At 45.6% G+C, this 17,627-nt stretch carries 17 protein-coding genes; 5 read left to right on the top strand and 12 right to left on the bottom strand.

Annotation, left to right across the window (positions count from 1 at the left end; genetic code table 11):
* Positions 1–189: 189 nt before the first annotated feature.
* The 7 genes from hflX to ACFOEE_RS11470 form a co-directional block, all read right to left on the bottom strand.
* A complete protein-coding gene (gene hflX, locus ACFOEE_RS11500) occupies positions 190–1,479 on the bottom strand; it encodes a ribosome rescue GTPase HflX (RefSeq protein ID WP_377124321.1) in 1,290 nt (429 codons plus the stop codon).
* A gap of 16 nt (positions 1,480–1,495) precedes the next feature.
* The gene (hfq, locus tag ACFOEE_RS11495; RefSeq protein WP_377124319.1) at positions 1,496–1,759 is read right to left on the bottom strand and encodes an RNA chaperone Hfq; all 264 of its coding nucleotides are present in this window, start codon (positions 1,757–1,759) and stop codon (positions 1,496–1,498) included.
* Positions 1,760–1,832: 73 nt separating this feature from the next.
* Entirely contained in the window at positions 1,833–2,750 is a 918-nt protein-coding gene (gene miaA, locus ACFOEE_RS11490; RefSeq protein ID WP_377124317.1) for a tRNA (adenosine(37)-N6)-dimethylallyltransferase MiaA, read from the bottom strand.
* A 1-nt stretch (position 2,751) separates the two neighbouring features.
* The gene (gene mutL, locus ACFOEE_RS11485) at positions 2,752–4,713 is read right to left on the bottom strand and encodes a DNA mismatch repair endonuclease MutL (protein ID WP_377124315.1); all 1,962 of its coding nucleotides are present in this window, start codon (positions 4,711–4,713) and stop codon (positions 2,752–2,754) included.
* A gap of 28 nt (positions 4,714–4,741) precedes the next feature.
* A complete protein-coding gene (locus ACFOEE_RS11480) occupies positions 4,742–6,019 on the bottom strand; it encodes an N-acetylmuramoyl-L-alanine amidase (RefSeq protein WP_377124435.1) in 1,278 nt (425 codons plus the stop codon).
* Between the two features lie 70 nt (positions 6,020–6,089).
* On the bottom strand, positions 6,090–6,566 hold the full coding sequence (gene tsaE / locus ACFOEE_RS11475; protein ID WP_377124313.1) for a tRNA (adenosine(37)-N6)-threonylcarbamoyltransferase complex ATPase subunit type 1 TsaE: 477 nt from the start codon (positions 6,564–6,566) through the stop codon (positions 6,090–6,092).
* A gap of 2 nt (positions 6,567–6,568) precedes the next feature.
* Positions 6,569–8,080: an NAD(P)H-hydrate dehydratase gene (locus ACFOEE_RS11470; RefSeq protein WP_377124311.1), complete on the bottom strand. Its 1,512-nt coding sequence runs from the start codon at positions 8,078–8,080 to the stop codon at positions 6,569–6,571.
* Positions 8,081–8,094: 14 nt separating this feature from the next.
* Between ACFOEE_RS11470 and queG the strand changes: the two genes are divergently transcribed.
* Positions 8,095–9,228 (top strand): tRNA epoxyqueuosine(34) reductase QueG, encoded by a 1,134-nt coding sequence (queG, locus tag ACFOEE_RS11465; RefSeq protein WP_377124309.1) that lies wholly within the window; start codon positions 8,095–8,097, stop codon positions 9,226–9,228.
* Positions 9,229–9,842: 614 nt separating this feature from the next.
* On the opposite strand, the gene ACFOEE_RS11460 is transcribed toward queG, so the two are convergent.
* From ACFOEE_RS11460 to ACFOEE_RS11450, 3 genes are all read right to left on the bottom strand, one after another.
* Positions 9,843–10,979 (bottom strand): response regulator, encoded by a 1,137-nt coding sequence (locus ACFOEE_RS11460; RefSeq protein WP_377124306.1) that lies wholly within the window; start codon positions 10,977–10,979, stop codon positions 9,843–9,845.
* 99 nt (positions 10,980–11,078) lie between these two features.
* Positions 11,079–13,034, bottom strand: a complete 1,956-nt coding sequence (locus ACFOEE_RS11455; protein WP_377124304.1) for an ATP-binding protein — start codon at positions 13,032–13,034, stop codon at positions 11,079–11,081.
* 184 nt (positions 13,035–13,218) lie between these two features.
* Complete coding sequence (locus ACFOEE_RS11450) at positions 13,219–13,761, bottom strand: GNAT family N-acetyltransferase (RefSeq protein ID WP_377124302.1); 543 nt, start codon at positions 13,759–13,761, stop codon at positions 13,219–13,221.
* 69 nt (positions 13,762–13,830) lie between these two features.
* Here ACFOEE_RS11450 and ACFOEE_RS11445 point away from each other — a divergent pair, with 69 nt between their 5' ends.
* From ACFOEE_RS11445 to ACFOEE_RS11430, 4 genes are all read left to right on the top strand, one after another.
* Positions 13,831–14,373 carry a glutathione peroxidase gene (locus tag ACFOEE_RS11445; protein ID WP_377124300.1) on the top strand — a complete coding sequence of 181 codons (543 nt, stop codon included), beginning with the start codon at positions 13,831–13,833 and terminating at the stop codon, positions 14,371–14,373.
* 65 nt (positions 14,374–14,438) lie between these two features.
* Positions 14,439–14,720, top strand: a complete 282-nt coding sequence (locus ACFOEE_RS11440) for a peptidylprolyl isomerase (RefSeq protein ID WP_377124298.1) — start codon at positions 14,439–14,441, stop codon at positions 14,718–14,720.
* Between the two features lie 115 nt (positions 14,721–14,835).
* Positions 14,836–15,420 carry a glutathione S-transferase family protein gene (locus ACFOEE_RS11435; RefSeq protein WP_377124296.1) on the top strand — a complete coding sequence of 195 codons (585 nt, stop codon included), beginning with the start codon at positions 14,836–14,838 and terminating at the stop codon, positions 15,418–15,420.
* A 10-nt stretch (positions 15,421–15,430) separates the two neighbouring features.
* A complete protein-coding gene (locus tag ACFOEE_RS11430) occupies positions 15,431–15,781 on the top strand; it encodes a DUF2750 domain-containing protein (RefSeq protein ID WP_377124294.1) in 351 nt (116 codons plus the stop codon).
* A 438-nt stretch (positions 15,782–16,219) separates the two neighbouring features.
* On the opposite strand, the gene ACFOEE_RS11425 is transcribed toward ACFOEE_RS11430, so the two are convergent.
* On the bottom strand, positions 16,220–16,669 hold the full coding sequence (locus ACFOEE_RS11425; RefSeq protein WP_377124292.1) for an REP-associated tyrosine transposase: 450 nt from the start codon (positions 16,667–16,669) through the stop codon (positions 16,220–16,222).
* Positions 16,670–17,106: 437 nt separating this feature from the next.
* Entirely contained in the window at positions 17,107–17,502 is a 396-nt protein-coding gene (gene gloA2, locus ACFOEE_RS11420) for an SMU1112c/YaeR family gloxylase I-like metalloprotein (protein WP_377124290.1), read from the bottom strand.
* Positions 17,503–17,627: the final 125 nt, after the last annotated feature.

Genomic DNA, 17,627 nt, shown 5'->3' with positions numbered 1-17,627 from the left:
AAATGAATTAAGTTAAATCTAACAAATTAAAAGCGCGACTGACAGAAAAATACGCGCTCATTTCGCAGTTTTTCCCACTCACTTGCTGCATCTAGACCTCATGCCCGATGCAAAATCCCAGCTGATATAAGTTGCTGGTAACCAGCAACTTCACCAGATTTGGTTATTTTCCCAGTAAATTGTCTATGCTTAAGCCTGAACAATCAAGTCATCTAAGTTATGACGGTGTTCCTTTTTCAGTTTTTCCCAATCAACCATCGGCATACGCACATCAATTAACCAGTTACCTTGCTCGTCGTAGCTTTCTTGTTGGACACTATTCAAAGTGAAGAGTGAACCACGCAATTTACCCAAATTGGCAGGGATACAAAGCGTTGCGGCTAGGACTTTTTTCGATAACAGCTCAGTCATTGCCTGAAACAACAACTCAACCCCAGCCCCAGTTTGCGCCGACAACCACACACGAATCGGCGCGCCGTTATCATCACGCTCGATCATAGGCTCGGTATCCGCCAGCAAATCAATTTTGTTATACACCAGCAGCTGCGGCACATGATTGGCTTCAATTTCCTTAAGCACTGATTGTACTTCTTTCATGTTACCGACGATACGCGGATCCGCCGCATCGACGACATGAAGTTGTAAATCCGCTTCACGGGTTTCTGTTAGCGTTGCTTTAAATGCCGCGACCAAATCATGGGGTAAATGGCGAATAAAGCCCACCGTATCCGCTAAAATCACCGCCCCGGCATCCTGCAACTCAACTTTACGTAATGTTGGGTCTAAGGTGGCAAAAAGTTGATCCGCCGCGTAAACATCGGCATTGGTGATCCGATTAAACAAACTCGATTTTCCCGCGTTGGTATAACCGACCAATGACACCGTTGGGACATCGTTGCGGCTACGCGCACGACGACCTTGTTCACGTACTAACGCCACTTTTTCGAGACGTTTCATAATGGTTTTCAACCGCGCTTTAAGTAAACGACGGTCAGTCTCCAGCTGTGTTTCACCAGGTCCGCGTAAACCAATCCCGCCTTTTTGGCGTTCTAAGTGAGTCCAGCCGCGAATTAAACGTGTGGAGATATGTTTAAGCTGCGCCAACTCAACTTGCAGTTTACCTTCGTGGGTTCGTGCTCGCTGGGCAAAAATGTCTAAGATCAATGATGTTCTATCTAACACCCGACATTGGCAAACACGCTCTAAATTTCGTTCTTGAGAGGGGCTAAGTTGGTGGTTAAAGATGACGACATCCGCATTGTGGATTTTGACAATCTCGGCAATTTCTTCTGCTTTACCAGTTCCGACGAAAAACTTTGCATGGGGTGTCTGACGGCTGCCTTGCACAACCGCCAAACTATTAACACCCGCAGAAGACACTAACATTTCTAACTCGTGCAGATCCTCGCGGTCGCTCTCGTGAGAAAAGTTAATATGAACCAAGATTGCCTGTTCGCCGGCTTCATAACGGTCAAACAAGCATTACGCTCCTACGTTAATAGTTACCATCATCTGGGTTGTCTACGCCGTCAGTACCTTGAATACCTTGGAAAGTAATTGCGCGCGCAGGCACCACAGTAGAGATGGCATGTTTATAAACCATTTGGTTTACAGTGTTTTCAAGTAAAATCACAAACTGATCAAACGATTGGATTTTGCCTTGTAATTTAATTCCGTTAACTAAAAAGATTGAAACGGGAACACGCTCACGACGTAACGCATTCAAAAATGGATCTTGTAACGATTGGCCTTTTGCCATGTTATTTTCCTTAGTTCTAGGTGTTATTGTAATTGGCCGGTAAAAATCAGAACTTTTTTCGCCCCAACTTTTATTAGCTTAGCGAACTTACAACACGTTGCAAGTTTTCTTGGTCTCCACTGTCAAGCCAAGTGACTTCGGGCCAGCTTCGTAACCAAGTCAGCTGCCGTTTGGCAAGCTGTCGAGTCGCTGCGATACCTTTGAACACCATTTCGTCGTAATCACAGCGTCCCGCTAAATAATCCCACATCTGCCGATATCCAACACAGCGAATAGATGGTAAATCAGGATGCAAATCTTGTCGTTGATATAAGGCCGAAACTTCGTTTTCAAACCCCTCTTCCAACATTTTTTTATATCTCAACGCGATACGTTCATGCAGCACGGCTCTGTCAGCGGGCGCAATGGCAAATTGGTGGAACGTATAAGGCAACGGTGCTTCTTTCACTTGCTGCAACTCACTCATGGCTTTACCCGTGAGACGATATACTTCCAACGCGCGATTAATGCGCTGAGAGTCATTTTCGCTGATTTTACTCGCTGCTTCAGGGTCTACCTGCTGCAACAATTGGTGCATCGCAGGCCAGCCTTTCGCTTGCGCCTCGCTTTCTAACCCAGCTCGTATTATCGCATCAGCTTCAGGCAATGGCGACAATCCGTCAATCAAAGCCTTAAAATACATCATAGTACCACCGACTAAGATAGGTATTTTGCCCAGCGCATGTAAACGCTCAATTTGCGCAACTGCATCGCGGCGAAAATCGGCAACAGAGTAACTTTCGCTGGGGTCTAAAATATCAATCAAATGATGCGGTGCCAACGCTTGTTCCGCGGCGTTGGGCTTGGCAGTGCCAATATCCATACCACGATACACTAAAGCCGAATCAACACTAATCACTTCGGTATTAAGATGTTGGCACAGTGCAATTGCAAGGTCAGTTTTACCCGCAGCAGTTGGTCCCATCAAGGTAATAACGGGTTTATGTTCCAAATTACTTCTCTTTCGAAAATTGCGCCATTAACAGCATAGGATCTATTTTAACTGCTTTTTCCACTAAACGGGCGATACATTGCGGATTTTTTTCAATTTCTTGGCGAAGCTCGGAAAAACTTTGGCTTTGCAAGAAATTGTCAGGAATTTGCTCAATAAACCACCCAAGCCACTCATGACTTTGCCACTGCGCCACTAAGTCTTGCATAAGCAATCTGACAATGCGCTGAATCATTTCCGCAACATCAATTGAATACAATGCCGGTGGCAGTTTTTTCACTATGATGTAGCTGGTAAATAACTGGATCTCAAAACCCAGTAAGGCGAGCCAAGACTGGTATTTTTCAAACAAAGGGATTTGCTCTGCACTTAAACTTACCCGCACTGGTAACAACAAGGCTTTAGAGTTTAAAGTGCCTTGATGTTCTAGTTCGCTTTGCCAATAACATGCCAGTGCATCGCGATAACGGCTTAAGTACAAGCCGTCTTGGCGCTGCTCAAGGCGTAGCCCCAAAGGTAAAAACATCACTGAGGTAAAGTTTGGCGTGGCTGTGGTTAAGTGTTCAGTTGGCGCAGCTACCAAGTCCGTTTCGCGCACTTGCAATTGTTGGTACAGCGCATTGACATTGTAATTGTGCTTGCTGCTTGAACTGGCCGTGCCGCTATGGGGTGATGATGCACGAGCAGTATAGCCCCGAGAGCCTGAACTTCCGCGCGCATTACCCGCTTTTGCACTGAGCATATCGCCGCTATCCGCATACGTTTGCTCGTGAGATAACTCTTGAGATAACTGTTGAGATAAATAGCTGGAATGCTCGGCGGCGGGTTGGTGCGCTTTGCGTAGCGGTGCGACGTAGTCACGCTCACTATTTTGCTGTTGATTTTGCTCGAAATCATTGTGCCACGCTGCATCAAAAACCGCGCTGTGGTCGTGCTCTACGCCATCGCCATGTGCCACCAGCAAGCTTGGCGAAACTTCGCTGCTAATCGCGGGTTTTAAAGCTTGAACAATAAAGTCATGCACCAAACGTGCTTGGTGAAAACGCACTTCGTGCTTAGCCGGATGGACATTGACGTCAACTTGCCTTGGATCTAGCTCGACAAATAACACAAAACTGGGCAACTCAATACTGCCCACAACTTCTTCAAAAGCTTGGCGAATGGCGTGTAAAATCAACTTGTCACGCATCATTCGGCCATTCACATAGGTGTATTGCGTGGTCCCCGAAGTACCAACTGGCATTAACCAACCATGTAACGACAGGCCTTCATTACCGGCTTGCAAGTGGCAAGCTTCAGTCAAAAACGCTTTACCTGCTACTTGCGCGACGCGCTGTACATCATTGCTGCCATCTAAGCTTGGGCGAAACTGGCGCACCACTTTGCCGTTATGCGTTAAAGTAATCGCGACGTCAAAACGACTCAGCGCAATGCGCTTTACCAGCTCTTCAATATGGGCAAACTCGGTTTTTTCCGTTCGTAAAAATTTGCGCCGCGCCGGGGTGTTAAAAAATAAGTCTTTTACTTCAACCGTAGTACCGTCAGGATGCGCAGTAGGCTGCACTTGCACCGCCATGTCGCGGCCTTCAGCAAATGCCTGCCAAGCGGTTTCTTGCGCTGCCGGTTTGGAGCTTAGCGTCAGCCGAGACACTGAACTGATAGAGGCCAGCGCCTCGCCACGAAAACCAAGGCTTGCTATACATTCTAAATCGTCGAGGGTTTTCAGTTTACTGGTCGCATGGCGCGATAGCGCAAGCACCAACTCATGCTGGTCAATGCCACTGCCATTATCACGGATCCGAATAAGCTTGTGACCACCGCGTTCAATGTCGATTTGGATACGGTTTGCACCCGAATCTAGGCTGTTTTCTACCAGCTCTTTAACCACAGAAGCGGGCCGCTCCACCACTTCACCTGCTGCTATTTGGTTTGCTAAGCGAGCAGGTAAGATCTCAATTGCCATGCGTTACCTTAGTCGGTTAAATACCACGTTAAGCCTTTGGAATGGTCAAGACCTGACCAATAAACAAAGTGTTAGACTTAAGACTATTCACTCTTTTCAACGCCTCAACCGACACACCATAGCGGCTGGCAAGCACACTTAATGACTCGCCGGCTTGAACTTTATGAATGGTCGGATTATCAGCCTTAAGCGAGGCGAACAAGGAATCCACCGGTGGATTTTGCCAATAATATTGCTTCAAAGAATTAAATATCGCGCGCGCAAGCTTTTCTTGATGCGAGCCAGAAAGCAATAGTTGCTCTTCTTTGGGGTTAGAAATAAACCCAGTTTCCACCAAAATGGAAGGAATGTCGGGTGATTTCAATACCCCAAAGTTAGCCGCCTGCGGCTCACGTTTATGAAGCTTAGTCACTTTGCGCAGCTCACTGACCACTTCTTCGGCGACTTGAAAACCCGTTTTCATCGAATGATCCATCGACATATCTAACAAGGCTTTTGCCAGATATTTTTCGTTGGCAGTGTCTTTTATCACATCCGCCGCACCACCTAGCAACTGTGAATGCTTTTCGGTATCTTCGAGCCATTTACCAATTTCAGAGTTGGCACGGCGCAGCGACAACACCCAAACCGAGGAACCATTTGGCTCTGGCCTTGAGAATGCGTCTGCATGAATGGAAACAAAGAAATCCGCCTTACGTTCACGCGCTCGCACGGTACGAGTATTGAGGTTAACAAAGTAGTCGCCTGTACGAATCAAACGCGCTTCCATACCAGGTTCGGCATCAACCAAACGCGCTAAACGTTTGGCAATTTGGAGAGTAATGTTTTTCTCATAAGTGCCCGCAGGACCTATTGAACCTGGGTCTTCACCACCATGCCCAGCGTCGATAGCAATGATAATATTACGGTCTTTGGCGCGCTCAACACTGCGTTTTGCACTGTTACTCTCATTACTGTAAACACTCATTTGCGTGCCGTATAAATCCACCACTAAGCGGTCTTTATAAGGCCCAGTTGGCGCTAAGGCGAATACCACAGGCTTGGCATTTTGCAATAAATCAAACACCACCCGAATACTTTTCTTATCTTTGGGTTTGCTGTAACGCATGCGCTTGATAATTTTGTGTTCTTCGGGAATGGCAGGCAAGGTATTGAGCTTGTCGGTAGATTCAAGATCAATCACTAAACGGGCTGGGTTTTGCAGCATAAAATAGCTAAAATCGGGCTTTTGCTCGAGATCAAACACCACACGCGTACTTTCGGGCGACGGCCACACCCGCACCCCTTCAATTTTGTTTGCTGCCATTACCACGATAGGTAAGCACAGCAGCAGCGCCAGCAGGTTGCGCCAGCTTAGCAATAACTTATTGAAAAGATCACTCACTTTCATCGGTTTGTAATTGTTGTAATAGTTGTTCACCGCGCACGGATTGAGCGACGGCATAAAAACGCCTTGCTTCACCCTCATACTGCATCGTTACATCCAGATCTGGGGTTGGGATAAAGCCATGACCTTTTTCCGGCCATTCTACAATGCACACCGCCGTGGTATCGAAATAATCACGAATGCCCATATATTCAAGCTCTTCTGGTGAGCCTAAACGATAAAGATCAAAATGATAAATATTGACCTCGGCAAGCTCATAAGGTTCAACTAAAGTATAGGTAGGACTCTTAACCTTACCTTGATGACCAAAACCTTGCACAATGCCGCGCGATAAAGTGGTTTTACCTGCACCCAAATCACCATGCAGATAAATTACCGCACCCGCTTTGACTATAGTTGCAATACGGTTACCAAGCTGCACGGTAGCCGCTTCATCCGCCAACGGAATGCTTAATTGTGTGGTCATTGTTACCCCAAAATACGTCGAATATGGCTAAACAAATCGCTTGCCAATAAACCAATTGCACCGTCTTTCGCAGCTTCTTCAGCAGCCAAACCATGAATATACACAGCTAGGCTGACTGCTGCAAATAACGGCACTTGTTGCGCGACAAGCGCGGCAATAATACCAGATAACACGTCCCCCATCCCAGCACTCGCCATCGCTGCACAACCTGACCGATTAATATTTCGCCGCTCGGGCGACTGTACCAGTGAACCGGGTCCTTTTAACACACAAATCGTGTCCAACTGCGTAGCTAAAACTTCTGCCATGCTAAACCTATCTAACGCTTCCGGCAGTGTGGTGTTATTGGCGGCGAAGCCCGCGAGCAACTTTTTAGCCTCACCCAAATGCGGAGTGATCACTGCAGGTTTACAACAACTTGGCTGCTGCGCTAATAAATTCAGCGCATCGGCATCACAGATAAGCGGCACGGTTAAATCTTTACACGCACCAAGTAATTGCTCTGCCCAGCTGTCTTGACCAAGCCCAGGCCCTATGACCACCACACTCGCTTTTTCGAGCAGAGGCTGCAGCGCTTTGGCATCCGCAACACCATGTACCATTAGCTCATATCGCCCTTGCAATACCACTGCTTGATTGGCGGGGTGCGTCGCCACACTAACCAGCCCAGCGCCGCTACGCAAACAAGCTTCTGCGGCTAAGCGAATTGCTCCCGCCATGCCTAGATTGCCACCAATTAACAGCACATGGCCAAGCTGATGTTTATAGCTGTCAAAAGCACGCACGGGTTTATGTTGTAATAGGTTTTCGGCATTACTGTAGTGGCTTGGCGCCTTCAGTAACTTAGAAAACGACTTGGCCACACCCAGCCCAGCAAAGAGCAGTTGCCCCACATAACCACGAGCAGCTCCCGTGAGCATACCTTGTTTAAGGGCAATAAAAGTAACCGTAGTGTCGGCGCAAAACGTGCCTTCAGCGACCGCTGCTGACGTGCCATTTACACCGCTTGGCAAGTCAATACTGACTCGGTGGACACTAAGACCATTAACGAGCGCAAACGCGTCCTGCACATTTGCTGGGAGTTCACCTTTAAAGCCACTGCCAAAGACCCCATCGACAATTATCGCGGCATCAAACACACTTTCAGGGCAATTCTCGGTAATGACTCCGCCTGCTTGCTGATAGGCAAGCCAAGCATTTTTTGCATCTCCAGTCAGCAGTTGTGGTGCAAACAAGGCCCACACGGTTACGCTCAAACCTTGTTGACGTAGTAGCTCAGCGACAATATAACCATCACCGGCGTTATTGCCTTTACCGACTAGAATCAAGCAGCTAGCGGCTTCCAGCTGGTGTAATTTGCAATAATCAAGGATATAACTACACACCGCAGCGCCGGCACGCTGCATTAAATGACTGAGTGTGGTGGCGCTTAATTCCGCCGCTTGTTGCTCGTTTTCTTGAACTTGTTGGGCGGTATAGGCTTTTTGTGGTAAATTGGCACTGTATTGTTTCATTCCGATAGACTTCTGTGACCACGCCAAATATTGATTATCGTGACCTAGCTGAGAAAATTAAGCAATGGGGTAAAGCACTTGGATTTGCCGACGTGGCTATTACTGATGTTGATCTCAGTGAACATGAAGCACAATTGCAACGTTGGCTCGATTTAGGCTATCACGGCAGCATGCATTATATGGCAAGCCATGGTATGAAACGCGCCCGCCCTGCTGAATTAGTGCCAGGCACCCAACGCATTATTTGCGTCAAAATGCATTATTTACCACCGGACGCCAGTTTCGCCAAAGCACTTAAACAATCCGATATTGCCTACGTTAGTCGCTATGCACTGGGTCGTGACTACCATAAAGTCATGCGCAACAAGCTTAAACAGCTCGGTGAGCAGATCAAAGCGGAAGTCAGCGAACTCGGCTACCGCCCTTTTGTTGATTCTGCGCCTGTGTTGGAGCGGCAACTAGCAGAAAAAGCCGGACTCGGCTGGCGCGGCAAAAACAGTTTATTGATCCACCGTGAAATGGGGTCGTGGTTTTTCTTAGGGGAATTATTCGTCGATATTCCTCTGCCAATAGATACACCAACCCAGAGTGAAGGCTGCGGTAAGTGTACCGCTTGTTTAACGTTGTGCCCAACAGGCGCGATTGTCGAGCCTTACGTGGTAGATGCGCGCAAGTGTATTTCCTATTTAACAATCGAGCTAGACGGCCCCATTCCTCTAGAGTTTCGCAGTAAAATGGGTAATCGTATTTATGGCTGTGACGATTGTCAGCTGGTGTGTCCGTGGAATCGTTACGGTCAAATTACCCAAGAAGCAGATTTTTTACCGCGCGAAAAAATCAAAGACAAGCCGTTACTTGAACTTTTTGGCTGGGATGAAGCGACATTCTTAAAGCATACCGAAGGGAGTGCCATTCGCCGCATAGGACATGAGCGCTGGCTACGTAATTTGGCCGTTGGCCTCGGCAATGCCCCATTTGACCCTAACATAGTGGCGGCATTACAAGCCAAACGACCACACGTAAGTGAACTGGTACAACTGCATATTGACTGGGCACTAGAGCAACAGCAGCTAAAAAATGATGCTGAAAACCGTAAAATCTCTCGGCTTATTCGCATCGTCGAGAAAGGCTTACCCAGAGACGCTTAACCACCTGCGCGATATAAAATCGCGCCTACAAGGTATTCATATCCCCTTGTGGGCGGGGTTTTACACCCGTATGTTATGAACCCAAACCAAAGCGCCATATAAAATCGCGCCGACAAGGCATTCATATTTCCATGTGGACGGCGGGGTATTACGCCCCGCATGTTATGAACCCAAACCAAAAGCGCGATATAAAATCGCGCCTACAAGGTGTTCATATTTCCCTATGGACGGCGGGGTTTTACACCCGTATGTTATGAACCCAACCCAAAGCGCGATATAAAATCACGCCTACAAGGTATTTATACTTCACCTGTGGGCGGGGTTTTACACCCGTATGTTATGAACCCAACCAAAAGCGCGATATAAAATCGCGCCTACAAGGTATTCATACTTCTCTGTTGGCGGGGTTTTACACCCGTATGTTATGAACCCAATCCAAAGCGCGATATAAAATCGCGCCTACAAGATATTCATATTTCCCTATGGACGGCGGGGTTTTACACCCGTATGTTATGAACCCAACCCAAAGCGCGATATAAAATCACGCCTACAAGGTATTTATACTTCACCTGTGGGCGGGGTTTTACACCCCGCATGGTATTCTACAGGCTAGATTAGTGATTTACATGCTGAGCTAGTAGCGCTAAATCGCTTTCGATTTCCTTAAATGCACTTTTCACATCCGCTACCGCACCTTCACGGGCAATTGAGCGCTGAATGGCTTTATCGAGTTTAGAATAAATAAAGATCTCTTGGTCTTCGTCCAAGCCCATCGAAGGAATGCGCTGTTCAAATTCCTCCTGTAACTCTTTAAATACCGCTTCGTTATCTTTGCGATTCGAATCAAGCATAGAAACTAAAGTATGGAATTTATTGTGCACCATACCTATCACTTCGTTGAGATTTTGCTGCTGCGTCAACAATCTATCTCGGGTCACAATGGCCCTTAATTGCTGTTCAGTCACTGAAGTGATGAAGCAAATATGGTCACGAATGCGACCGCGTTTGTCTGGGTCGTCGTTAGGCATATTCAAAATTAAGATGCTGATCTGCTCATAGTTCACCAAAATCCGATTGGTAAACTCATGCAACCGCCCTTTACCTTTTAAGATTTCAAACAGCTCAATGACTATCGGTGAGCAAATACCGGATGTTGAAAAATGCTGGCGGGTATCATTGGTACGCAATTCGATATTGCAACTAAGCCCAAAAGAACTTAAACACATAATGAGCGCTTGAGCTAATTCACCTAATTGATTTATCTCGCCAATTTGCTCAATGTAATTAACTATTTGGCCCATTTCGCTACTGGTTACCATAGCACTAAAGGCAGTATTGGTGGCATCTTCTACTTGTTGCACTAACTGCTCTTTCTCAGCCAACATCTTTTTAAGGTACAAAAGCTTAGACTTTAATTCCGTATGGCCGAAAGGTTTGACGATATAATCTTCCGCCCCCACCGCATAACCTTCCATGCGCTCCTCAACTGAGCCTCTGGCGGATACAAACATTACAACGATATGAGCGGTTTTTGGGTTGGCTTTTAACGCCTTACATACCTCATAACCACTCATTTGCGGCATACTGACGTCGAGCAAAATCACCTGCGGATCGAACTTTTCTACAATCTCTAAACACTCAGGGCCACTTGCTGCAGTGGCCAGCTCGAAATCCAAATCTTCCAGTATCTCTTCAATAATTTCTAGATTAAAGGGCTCATCGTCTACTGCCAGTACGCGTTGTAATGCCATAACCATTCTCTCATTAAAAATCACGCTTTAGCTAAGTTATAGTGTTAAGCGTCAACTATTGCCACACTATCTACTGACATTTCCATGCATACTTAAGTCTTAATTAGGGGCAGCGGGTGTTAATGGCAATTCAATGTGGATTGTCGCACCCGCAGACTTATTATTAGTTGCGTAAATATTGCCGCCGTGTAACGAGACAAACTCACGGCACAGTGCTAAGCCAAGCCCTGTTCCTCCCGCCCCGCTGTCAGTTTTACTACTTTGCGCAAATTTGGAAAAAATATGTTCTAGCTCGTCTTCAGGAATACCCACACCATTATCGATGATTTTGATCCTAGCTTTTCCATCATCAACTTTTAGACGCAGCATCACCTGTGAGTCTTCTGAACTAAATTTTATGGCATTTCCCAGCAAATTGCGGATCACTTGATTGATTTGTTCGTTATCACACCAACATTTCACAACCGTTGAAGGTGGATGGAAAATCAGCTCAATGTGCTTAGCTAGAGCGCTGCCAGCAACATCATCAATGCCTGATTTTAAGATCCCACCTAAATCATGAAAGTCAGGACGAAACGGGAATTTACCCGCTTCCAGTTTGGAGAGGTCGAGCAGATTATTGAGTAGCGATAACAACCGCTCACCGCTGGTTTCAATACGGGATAAATATTTGTGCAGTTTGTCAATTGGCACCTCACCTTGCCCCAATTTATCTAGACCAAACCGGGTAAAGCTGAGAATTGAATGCATAGGCGTGCGCAGCTCATGGGACATATTGGCTAGAAACTCCGACTTACTTAAGTTGGCTGCTTCTGCCTGCTCTTTAGCAAGTAATAATTGCGCCGTTCGAGCCTGTACCTCTTCCTCTAAAGTGGCTTTTGCCTCTTCTAGCACTTCTTCCTTTTCTTTTAAATGTGCAACATTTTTAAAGATAACCGCCAGCGCCATTTCGCCGTGGTAATCAATTTCACTAAAAGACCCCACAAACGGCACACCACCATCTTTGGTACTGAGGTTTACATCGCAGCTAAACTGCCGCTTACTGCTCTCTACTCTGATTGTTTCTCGAAACTGCTCAGCGCATTCAGACTCAATTAAATGATAAATCGAGCTGCCTGCCAGCGATTCGACAGGCTCGTTAAAGAGTTGCGAAAATGCATCATTCGCTTCAATCACTTTACCATTGCGATTAAACAAAATGATGGGGTCTGGGGTATGTTTATAAATAACCCGCAGTAAGCTGTCCCGCTCTATCAACGCATCGACCGTGGCTTGCAAACGCTCCACTAGCTCTTGGTTATGGCGGCGCAGTAATTCGTTTTGCCACAGCTTATGCAACGCTTGCAATAAGGTGTTTTCGTTAACTGGCTTAACTAATACATCGTCAACCCCCTGCCGGATCGCCACCAGCATATCGACTTGATTTGGCCTTGAAGTCAGGAGTAAGCAGCGGCAATTGGGTTGATACTGCTTAAGTTGGCGAAATATTTCGAGCCCCGATACATGCCCTAAATTAAAGTCGCTGATCAGCAAATCAATAAAACAGGTTTGCGCGATTTGTAGCGCACCATCCAAATCACTGGCTGTCAGCACTTTAATTTGTGCGCTGCGCAAATTACTGGCGATATGCTCAAGGCGCTCTTCGTTGTGATCGACCACCAACACATTGGGAAGTACTAAGCGACTGTGACTACCGACCTCCAAGACCCGTTCCAATAAACCTGTGATGTCTTTATTGGCGAAAAAGGGATAGATCACAATCGCATTGGGTAACACTTTGTTAAGTGTGCTAAAAGCTTTTAAATGTTCGGTATTATCAGGTTTTGGTGCCAGTAAGATAAGTTTTTGATGATTGTTAAGTGTACTCAGCACTGGAATGCAGTTTTGCGGCATACCATGAGCAATTACAATCACGTCATATAATGCAAAGTTGGTGTTATCTTTGAGCGACAGATAATGCATGTGCTCTACTGTGCAACCCAATAATTCGCAAAGCACTTTAATGCGCATTGCCAACACACTATTACTGTCAATGATCAAGACCTGATTTGCCATAACGTCGCTCTTAAAATTTCGCGCTTTATTGAGTGTAGCGCAAATCATCGCGACGTCATGTTTGAAGAAAGGAATTTAATCCATAATTACATCAATAGGTTAACTTGTTATCAAGATAATTTCGGGACAATAAACCAAGTAAAGAACGAACTATACCTAAACCAGTTAGCGTTACAGCTAGGCTTCAAGTAGTAAGAGTATGTTTGTCGAGTTGTTTACCAAAAATACTCAAGCTGTAGCGTTTATCGTCCATAACGGCAATTTCCGGCAGTTGGCCCCACAGCGTAAAACCTTGTCGCTCAAATAGCGCAATACTTGGTAAATTGTGGCTGAAGATAAAACCAAGTAACACATTCACCTTAATGCTTGGCGCAAATTGTTCCGCAAACTCTAAAAGCTTTTTACCTAGCCCCTTACCTTGAGCTTGTTTAGTAATGTAAATACTCACTTCCACAGTACCATTATAGGCAGGACGACCGTAGAATGATTTGAAGCTTATCCACGCCAGCACGACCCCAGCTTCTTCGTAGACAAAGATTGGCCGCGTTGCTGTGTGGCCTAAAAACCATTCACGCCGAGATTCCACACTCACCTCTTCGGTATCTGCGGTGACCATGCGGCCAGCAATAGTTTGATTGTAAATCGCGACAATTGCGCTGAGGTCCGCTAATTGTGCTGGACGTATGCCACTTGGCAGGCTGTCAGTTGTGTTTATAATGTTGCTCATGGATAAGTTGTGATCAAAGACCGCTATGCTTGCGTATACTAGAGCAGCTATTTTAAGAAGGAAACAACCATGTTTAGATTTGCGACAATCGGAATTTGTAGTGCGTTATTAAGCGTTTCACTCTTCGCAACAGGCTCAGAGTGCGACGATTTCACCAATGTGAGTTTACGTAAATTACACTCAAAAGAGTCTATCAACCTATGTGAGTTTAAAGACAAACCTCTGCTGATTGTAAATACTGCCAGCAATTGTGGTTTTACTGGCCAATTTAAAGGTTTAGAGCAACTTTATCAGGATTATAAAGATAAAGGTTTAGTGGTGATTGGCTTCCCATCTGATGATTTTTTCCAAGAGGAAGAAGACGAAGCGAATACCGCCAAAGTGTGTTTTATGAACTATGGCGTTACCTTCCCAATGATGGCCACTACCGCTGTGCGAGGTAGCGATGCCAATGACGTGTTCAAGCATTTGAATGCGGCCACCAGCTCACCAAACTGGAACTTTTACAAATATTTAGTTTCTGCTGACCGCAAGACAATTGAGCGTTTTAATAGCAAAACTACACCAGAATCCGACGAGCTACGCCAAGCGATAGAAAAGCAGCTGAAATAAACCTGTTATTTTGACGTTTTTATCCTAGAATAAAGTATGAATAATAACAGATTAAGGATAAGCCTATGAAATTAGCAAGTGCACGCCATATTTTGGTCGATAGTGAGGCCGAGTGTTTGGACTTGAAAGCGCGCATTTTAGCCGGTGAAGATTTCGCTGAATTAGCCAAACACCATTCGAATTGCCCTTCGGCTCAAGATGGTGGTGCCTTAGGAGAATTTGGCCCAGGCATGATGGTAGCAGAATTTGACCGCGTGGTTTTTTCCGCTCCTGTTAATGAAGTGCAAGGCCCAGTCCAAACTCAGTTTGGTTATCACTTACTTGAAGTGACAAGTCGTAGCGACTAAGCTAACGCTAAAGCGCCAGTAGTTTATTAAAGTTTTAACGTTGGCAAGCAAACACTAAAACCCAACTCCATTCAGGACTTGGGTTTTCTGCTATCTGGAGAAAGGATAATAGCTGATGATTTTATATGGTTCACACACTTCCCCTTATGTTCGTCGTTTGCGTTTGTGGCTTGATGAGCAAAAGCTTGATTATGAATATATTCATATTGATATCTTCTCACCAGAAGGTCGAGCCACATTAAGCCAACATAACCCGACGAAGAAGATCCCCTTTTTACTCGATGGCGAAGAAACCGTTGTTGATTCTGGCGTGATTTATCGTTACCTCAGCGAGAAGTGCAAACTGCCCAAACTCAGTTGGCAGCAAGAGAATACACTGACCACTATCAATGCTGCTAACGACTCCTTGATAGAACTTTTACTGTGTCAACGCTCTGGCTTTAATACGGATGATGACAAATTGTTTTTTAAGCTACAAAAAGAGCGAGTCGCTACTATCTTGAGTTTATTAAATGAACAATCTGTTAAATTTAAGGATAGTGACTGCAGTTATATTGAGATCAGTTTATACTGCCTACTGGATTGGATTTTGTTCCGCAATTTGTGGGATTTACAGCCCTATTCAGCACTGCTGGCATTCCATCACAAAGTCTCTGAGACTTTACCGGTTGCTAAGACAGATCCACGTAACTATGCATAGAGAATTAAGTATGAATGAACTAGAACTCGAATCTGATGTAGTCACTTTTGTGAGTAACGCACGTATTGCCGACAAAGTATGGGCGCTTAGCGCAGAAGACGGCGGCTTAGTGGTTTGCGATTCCAACCAATTTGACGAAACTGATGTATTGTTATTGTGGGACGACGAAGCTAAGGCCAAAGCTCAGTGCAAAGAAGAATGGGCTGAGTTTTCACCCGTTGCCATCAGCTTAGCGGATTTTCTTGATGAGTGGATTGAAGACTTGAACGCAGACGACGCGCTCGTTGGCCTTAACTGGAACGATGACAACGTATGTATTGAAATCGAGCCAACAAGCCTAGCTCACGCACTAGAAGCCTAAGCAAGATTGACTCTGCGGGGTGTAAAACCCCGCCTACAGGCAAAAATGTGGCAAATTCTGTGGGCGCGATTTTATATCGCGCTTCTTGCCAACTGCACATTTTCCCAAATAAAAACCTGCGGATAAAATGCGGGGGGTAAAACCCTGCATACCGGCAAAAATGTGGCACATTCTGTGGGCGCGATTTTATATCGCGCGTATTGCCAACTGCACATTTTCCCAAATAAAACCTGCGGATAAATCCGGGGTGTAAAACCCCGCCTACAGGCAAAAACTGTAGCAGATTTTTTTGTGGGCACGATTTTACATCGCGCTTCTTGCCAATTGCACATTTTCCCAAATAAAAACCTGCAGATAAAATGCGGGGTGTAAAACCCGCCTACCGGCAAAAATGTGACAAATTCTGTGGGCGCGATTTTATATCGCGCTTTTCTTAGCCTAGAGATAGATGCAATTCCAATAAGGGAATTGGCCTATTTTATCGACCAACTTCTTACGCAATGGATTTGCCACGACATAACGCGCAGCAACCACCAAATCAACTTCACAGCGAATACACCTTTCATGAAATCCACTTTGCCATAACCTTGCCCCAGCCAAATATGGACGTGCTTCTTTAGCTACGTTACCTTTTACTTTTTTCACAAAGTCAGACAATTCTGTCGTTTTGTCCAATTGGATCAAAAGATGACAGTGATCAGGCATAAGTACATAGGCAATTAAACACACGCCTGATTCTTCACATTGTCTGTATATTTGATTAACAACTACTCGATTAAACTCAAGGGAATCAAAATGATTGCGACGCTGCGCGCATACAAAGGTCAATAAATAAGCATGGTAAGGTATAGAGCGACGACCTACGCGAAGTAGATGAGAGCGATACATAACAATCCTTGTTAACTGTAAATCTAAATAACATGCGGGGTGTAAAACCCCGCCTACAGGCGAAAAGTGTAGCACATTCTGTGGGCGCGATTTTATATCGCGCGTCTTGCCAACTGCACATTTCCCCAGATAAAAACCTGCGGATAAAATGCGGGGTGTAAAACCCCGCCTACAGGCGAAAATGTGGCACATTCTGTAGGCGCGATTTTATATCGCGCTTCTTGCCAACTGCACATTTCCCCAGATAAAAACCTGCGGATAAAATGCGGGGTGTAAAACCCCGCCTACAGGCGAAAATATGGCAAATTCTGTGGGCGCGATTTTATATCGCGCTTCTTGCCAACTGCACATTTCCCCAGATAAAAACCTACGGATAAAATGCGGGGTGTAAAACCCCGCCTACAGGCGAAAATGTGGCAAAAACTGTGGGCGCAATTTTATATCGCGCTTTTCACCTCGTACAATTCGATGGGCAAGCCATCTGGATCAGCCAAAAAGCAAAATCTTAGTTCTGTATAGGGATCGACTCTAATTTCTTCGCAGCCAACTCCTAAAGCAACTATATTGGCTCGCGCAAGTTCGATATCCGCAACCGCAAAAGCCAGATGCCTTAAACCACTGGCCTCTGGATAGCTTGGTCTCGGTGGCGGGTTATTAAAAACAAACAGCTCAATTTGTACGCCATCTGGCACCCGCAAATCTATTTTGTAACTATCGCGATGCACCTGATAATGTTCGGCAATTAGCTCTAACCCCAAAATGTCCAGATAAAAATGTTTTGCCTTAGCATAATCACTGGCAATAATCGCAACGTGGTGCATTGCAGTAAGCATAAGCGAAACCTCCTGTTAGTACAAAAATGCGGGTGTAAAACCCTGCATACCGGCAAAAATGTGGCACATTCTGTAGGCACGATTTTATATCGTGCTTCTTGCCAACTGCACATTGCCTGCGGATA

Source organism: Pseudoalteromonas fenneropenaei (genome assembly GCF_042643375.1).
In the GTDB taxonomy this organism is placed as follows: Bacteria; Pseudomonadota; Gammaproteobacteria; order Enterobacterales; family Alteromonadaceae; genus Pseudoalteromonas; species Pseudoalteromonas fenneropenaei.
The sequence above is the reverse complement of the archived record's forward strand: the minus strand, read 5'-3'. Positions and strand labels throughout refer to the sequence as shown.

Excerpts from the sequence above, each read along its gene's own strand:
- ACFOEE_RS11445 (WP_377124300.1), top strand. The coding sequence starts at position 13,831 with ATGTTTAGATTTGCGACAATCGGAATTTGTAGTGCGTTATTAAGCGTT.
- mutL (WP_377124315.1), bottom strand. The coding sequence starts at position 4,713 with ATGGCAATTGAGATCTTACCTGCTCGCTTAGCAAACCAAATAGCAGCA.
- ACFOEE_RS11455 (WP_377124304.1), bottom strand. The coding sequence starts at position 13,034 with ATGGCAAATCAGGTCTTGATCATTGACAGTAATAGTGTGTTGGCAATG.
- ACFOEE_RS11470 (WP_377124311.1), bottom strand. The coding sequence starts at position 8,080 with ATGAAACAATACAGTGCCAATTTACCACAAAAAGCCTATACCGCCCAA.
- tsaE (WP_377124313.1), bottom strand. The coding sequence starts at position 6,566 with ATGACCACACAATTAAGCATTCCGTTGGCGGATGAAGCGGCTACCGTG.
- ACFOEE_RS11440 (WP_377124298.1), top strand. The coding sequence starts at position 14,439 with ATGAAATTAGCAAGTGCACGCCATATTTTGGTCGATAGTGAGGCCGAG.
- ACFOEE_RS11425 (WP_377124292.1), bottom strand. The coding sequence starts at position 16,669 with ATGTATCGCTCTCATCTACTTCGCGTAGGTCGTCGCTCTATACCTTAC.
- ACFOEE_RS11480 (WP_377124435.1), bottom strand. The coding sequence starts at position 6,019 with ATGGCAGCAAACAAAATTGAAGGGGTGCGGGTGTGGCCGTCGCCCGAA.
- ACFOEE_RS11435 (WP_377124296.1), top strand. The coding sequence starts at position 14,836 with ATGATTTTATATGGTTCACACACTTCCCCTTATGTTCGTCGTTTGCGT.
- ACFOEE_RS11430 (WP_377124294.1), top strand. The coding sequence starts at position 15,431 with ATGAATGAACTAGAACTCGAATCTGATGTAGTCACTTTTGTGAGTAAC.
- ACFOEE_RS11460 (WP_377124306.1), bottom strand. The coding sequence starts at position 10,979 with ATGGCATTACAACGCGTACTGGCAGTAGACGATGAGCCCTTTAATCTA.
- ACFOEE_RS11450 (WP_377124302.1), bottom strand. The coding sequence starts at position 13,761 with ATGAGCAACATTATAAACACAACTGACAGCCTGCCAAGTGGCATACGT.
- gloA2 (WP_377124290.1), bottom strand. The coding sequence starts at position 17,502 with ATGCTTACTGCAATGCACCACGTTGCGATTATTGCCAGTGATTATGCT.
- hfq (WP_377124319.1), bottom strand. The coding sequence starts at position 1,759 with ATGGCAAAAGGCCAATCGTTACAAGATCCATTTTTGAATGCGTTACGT.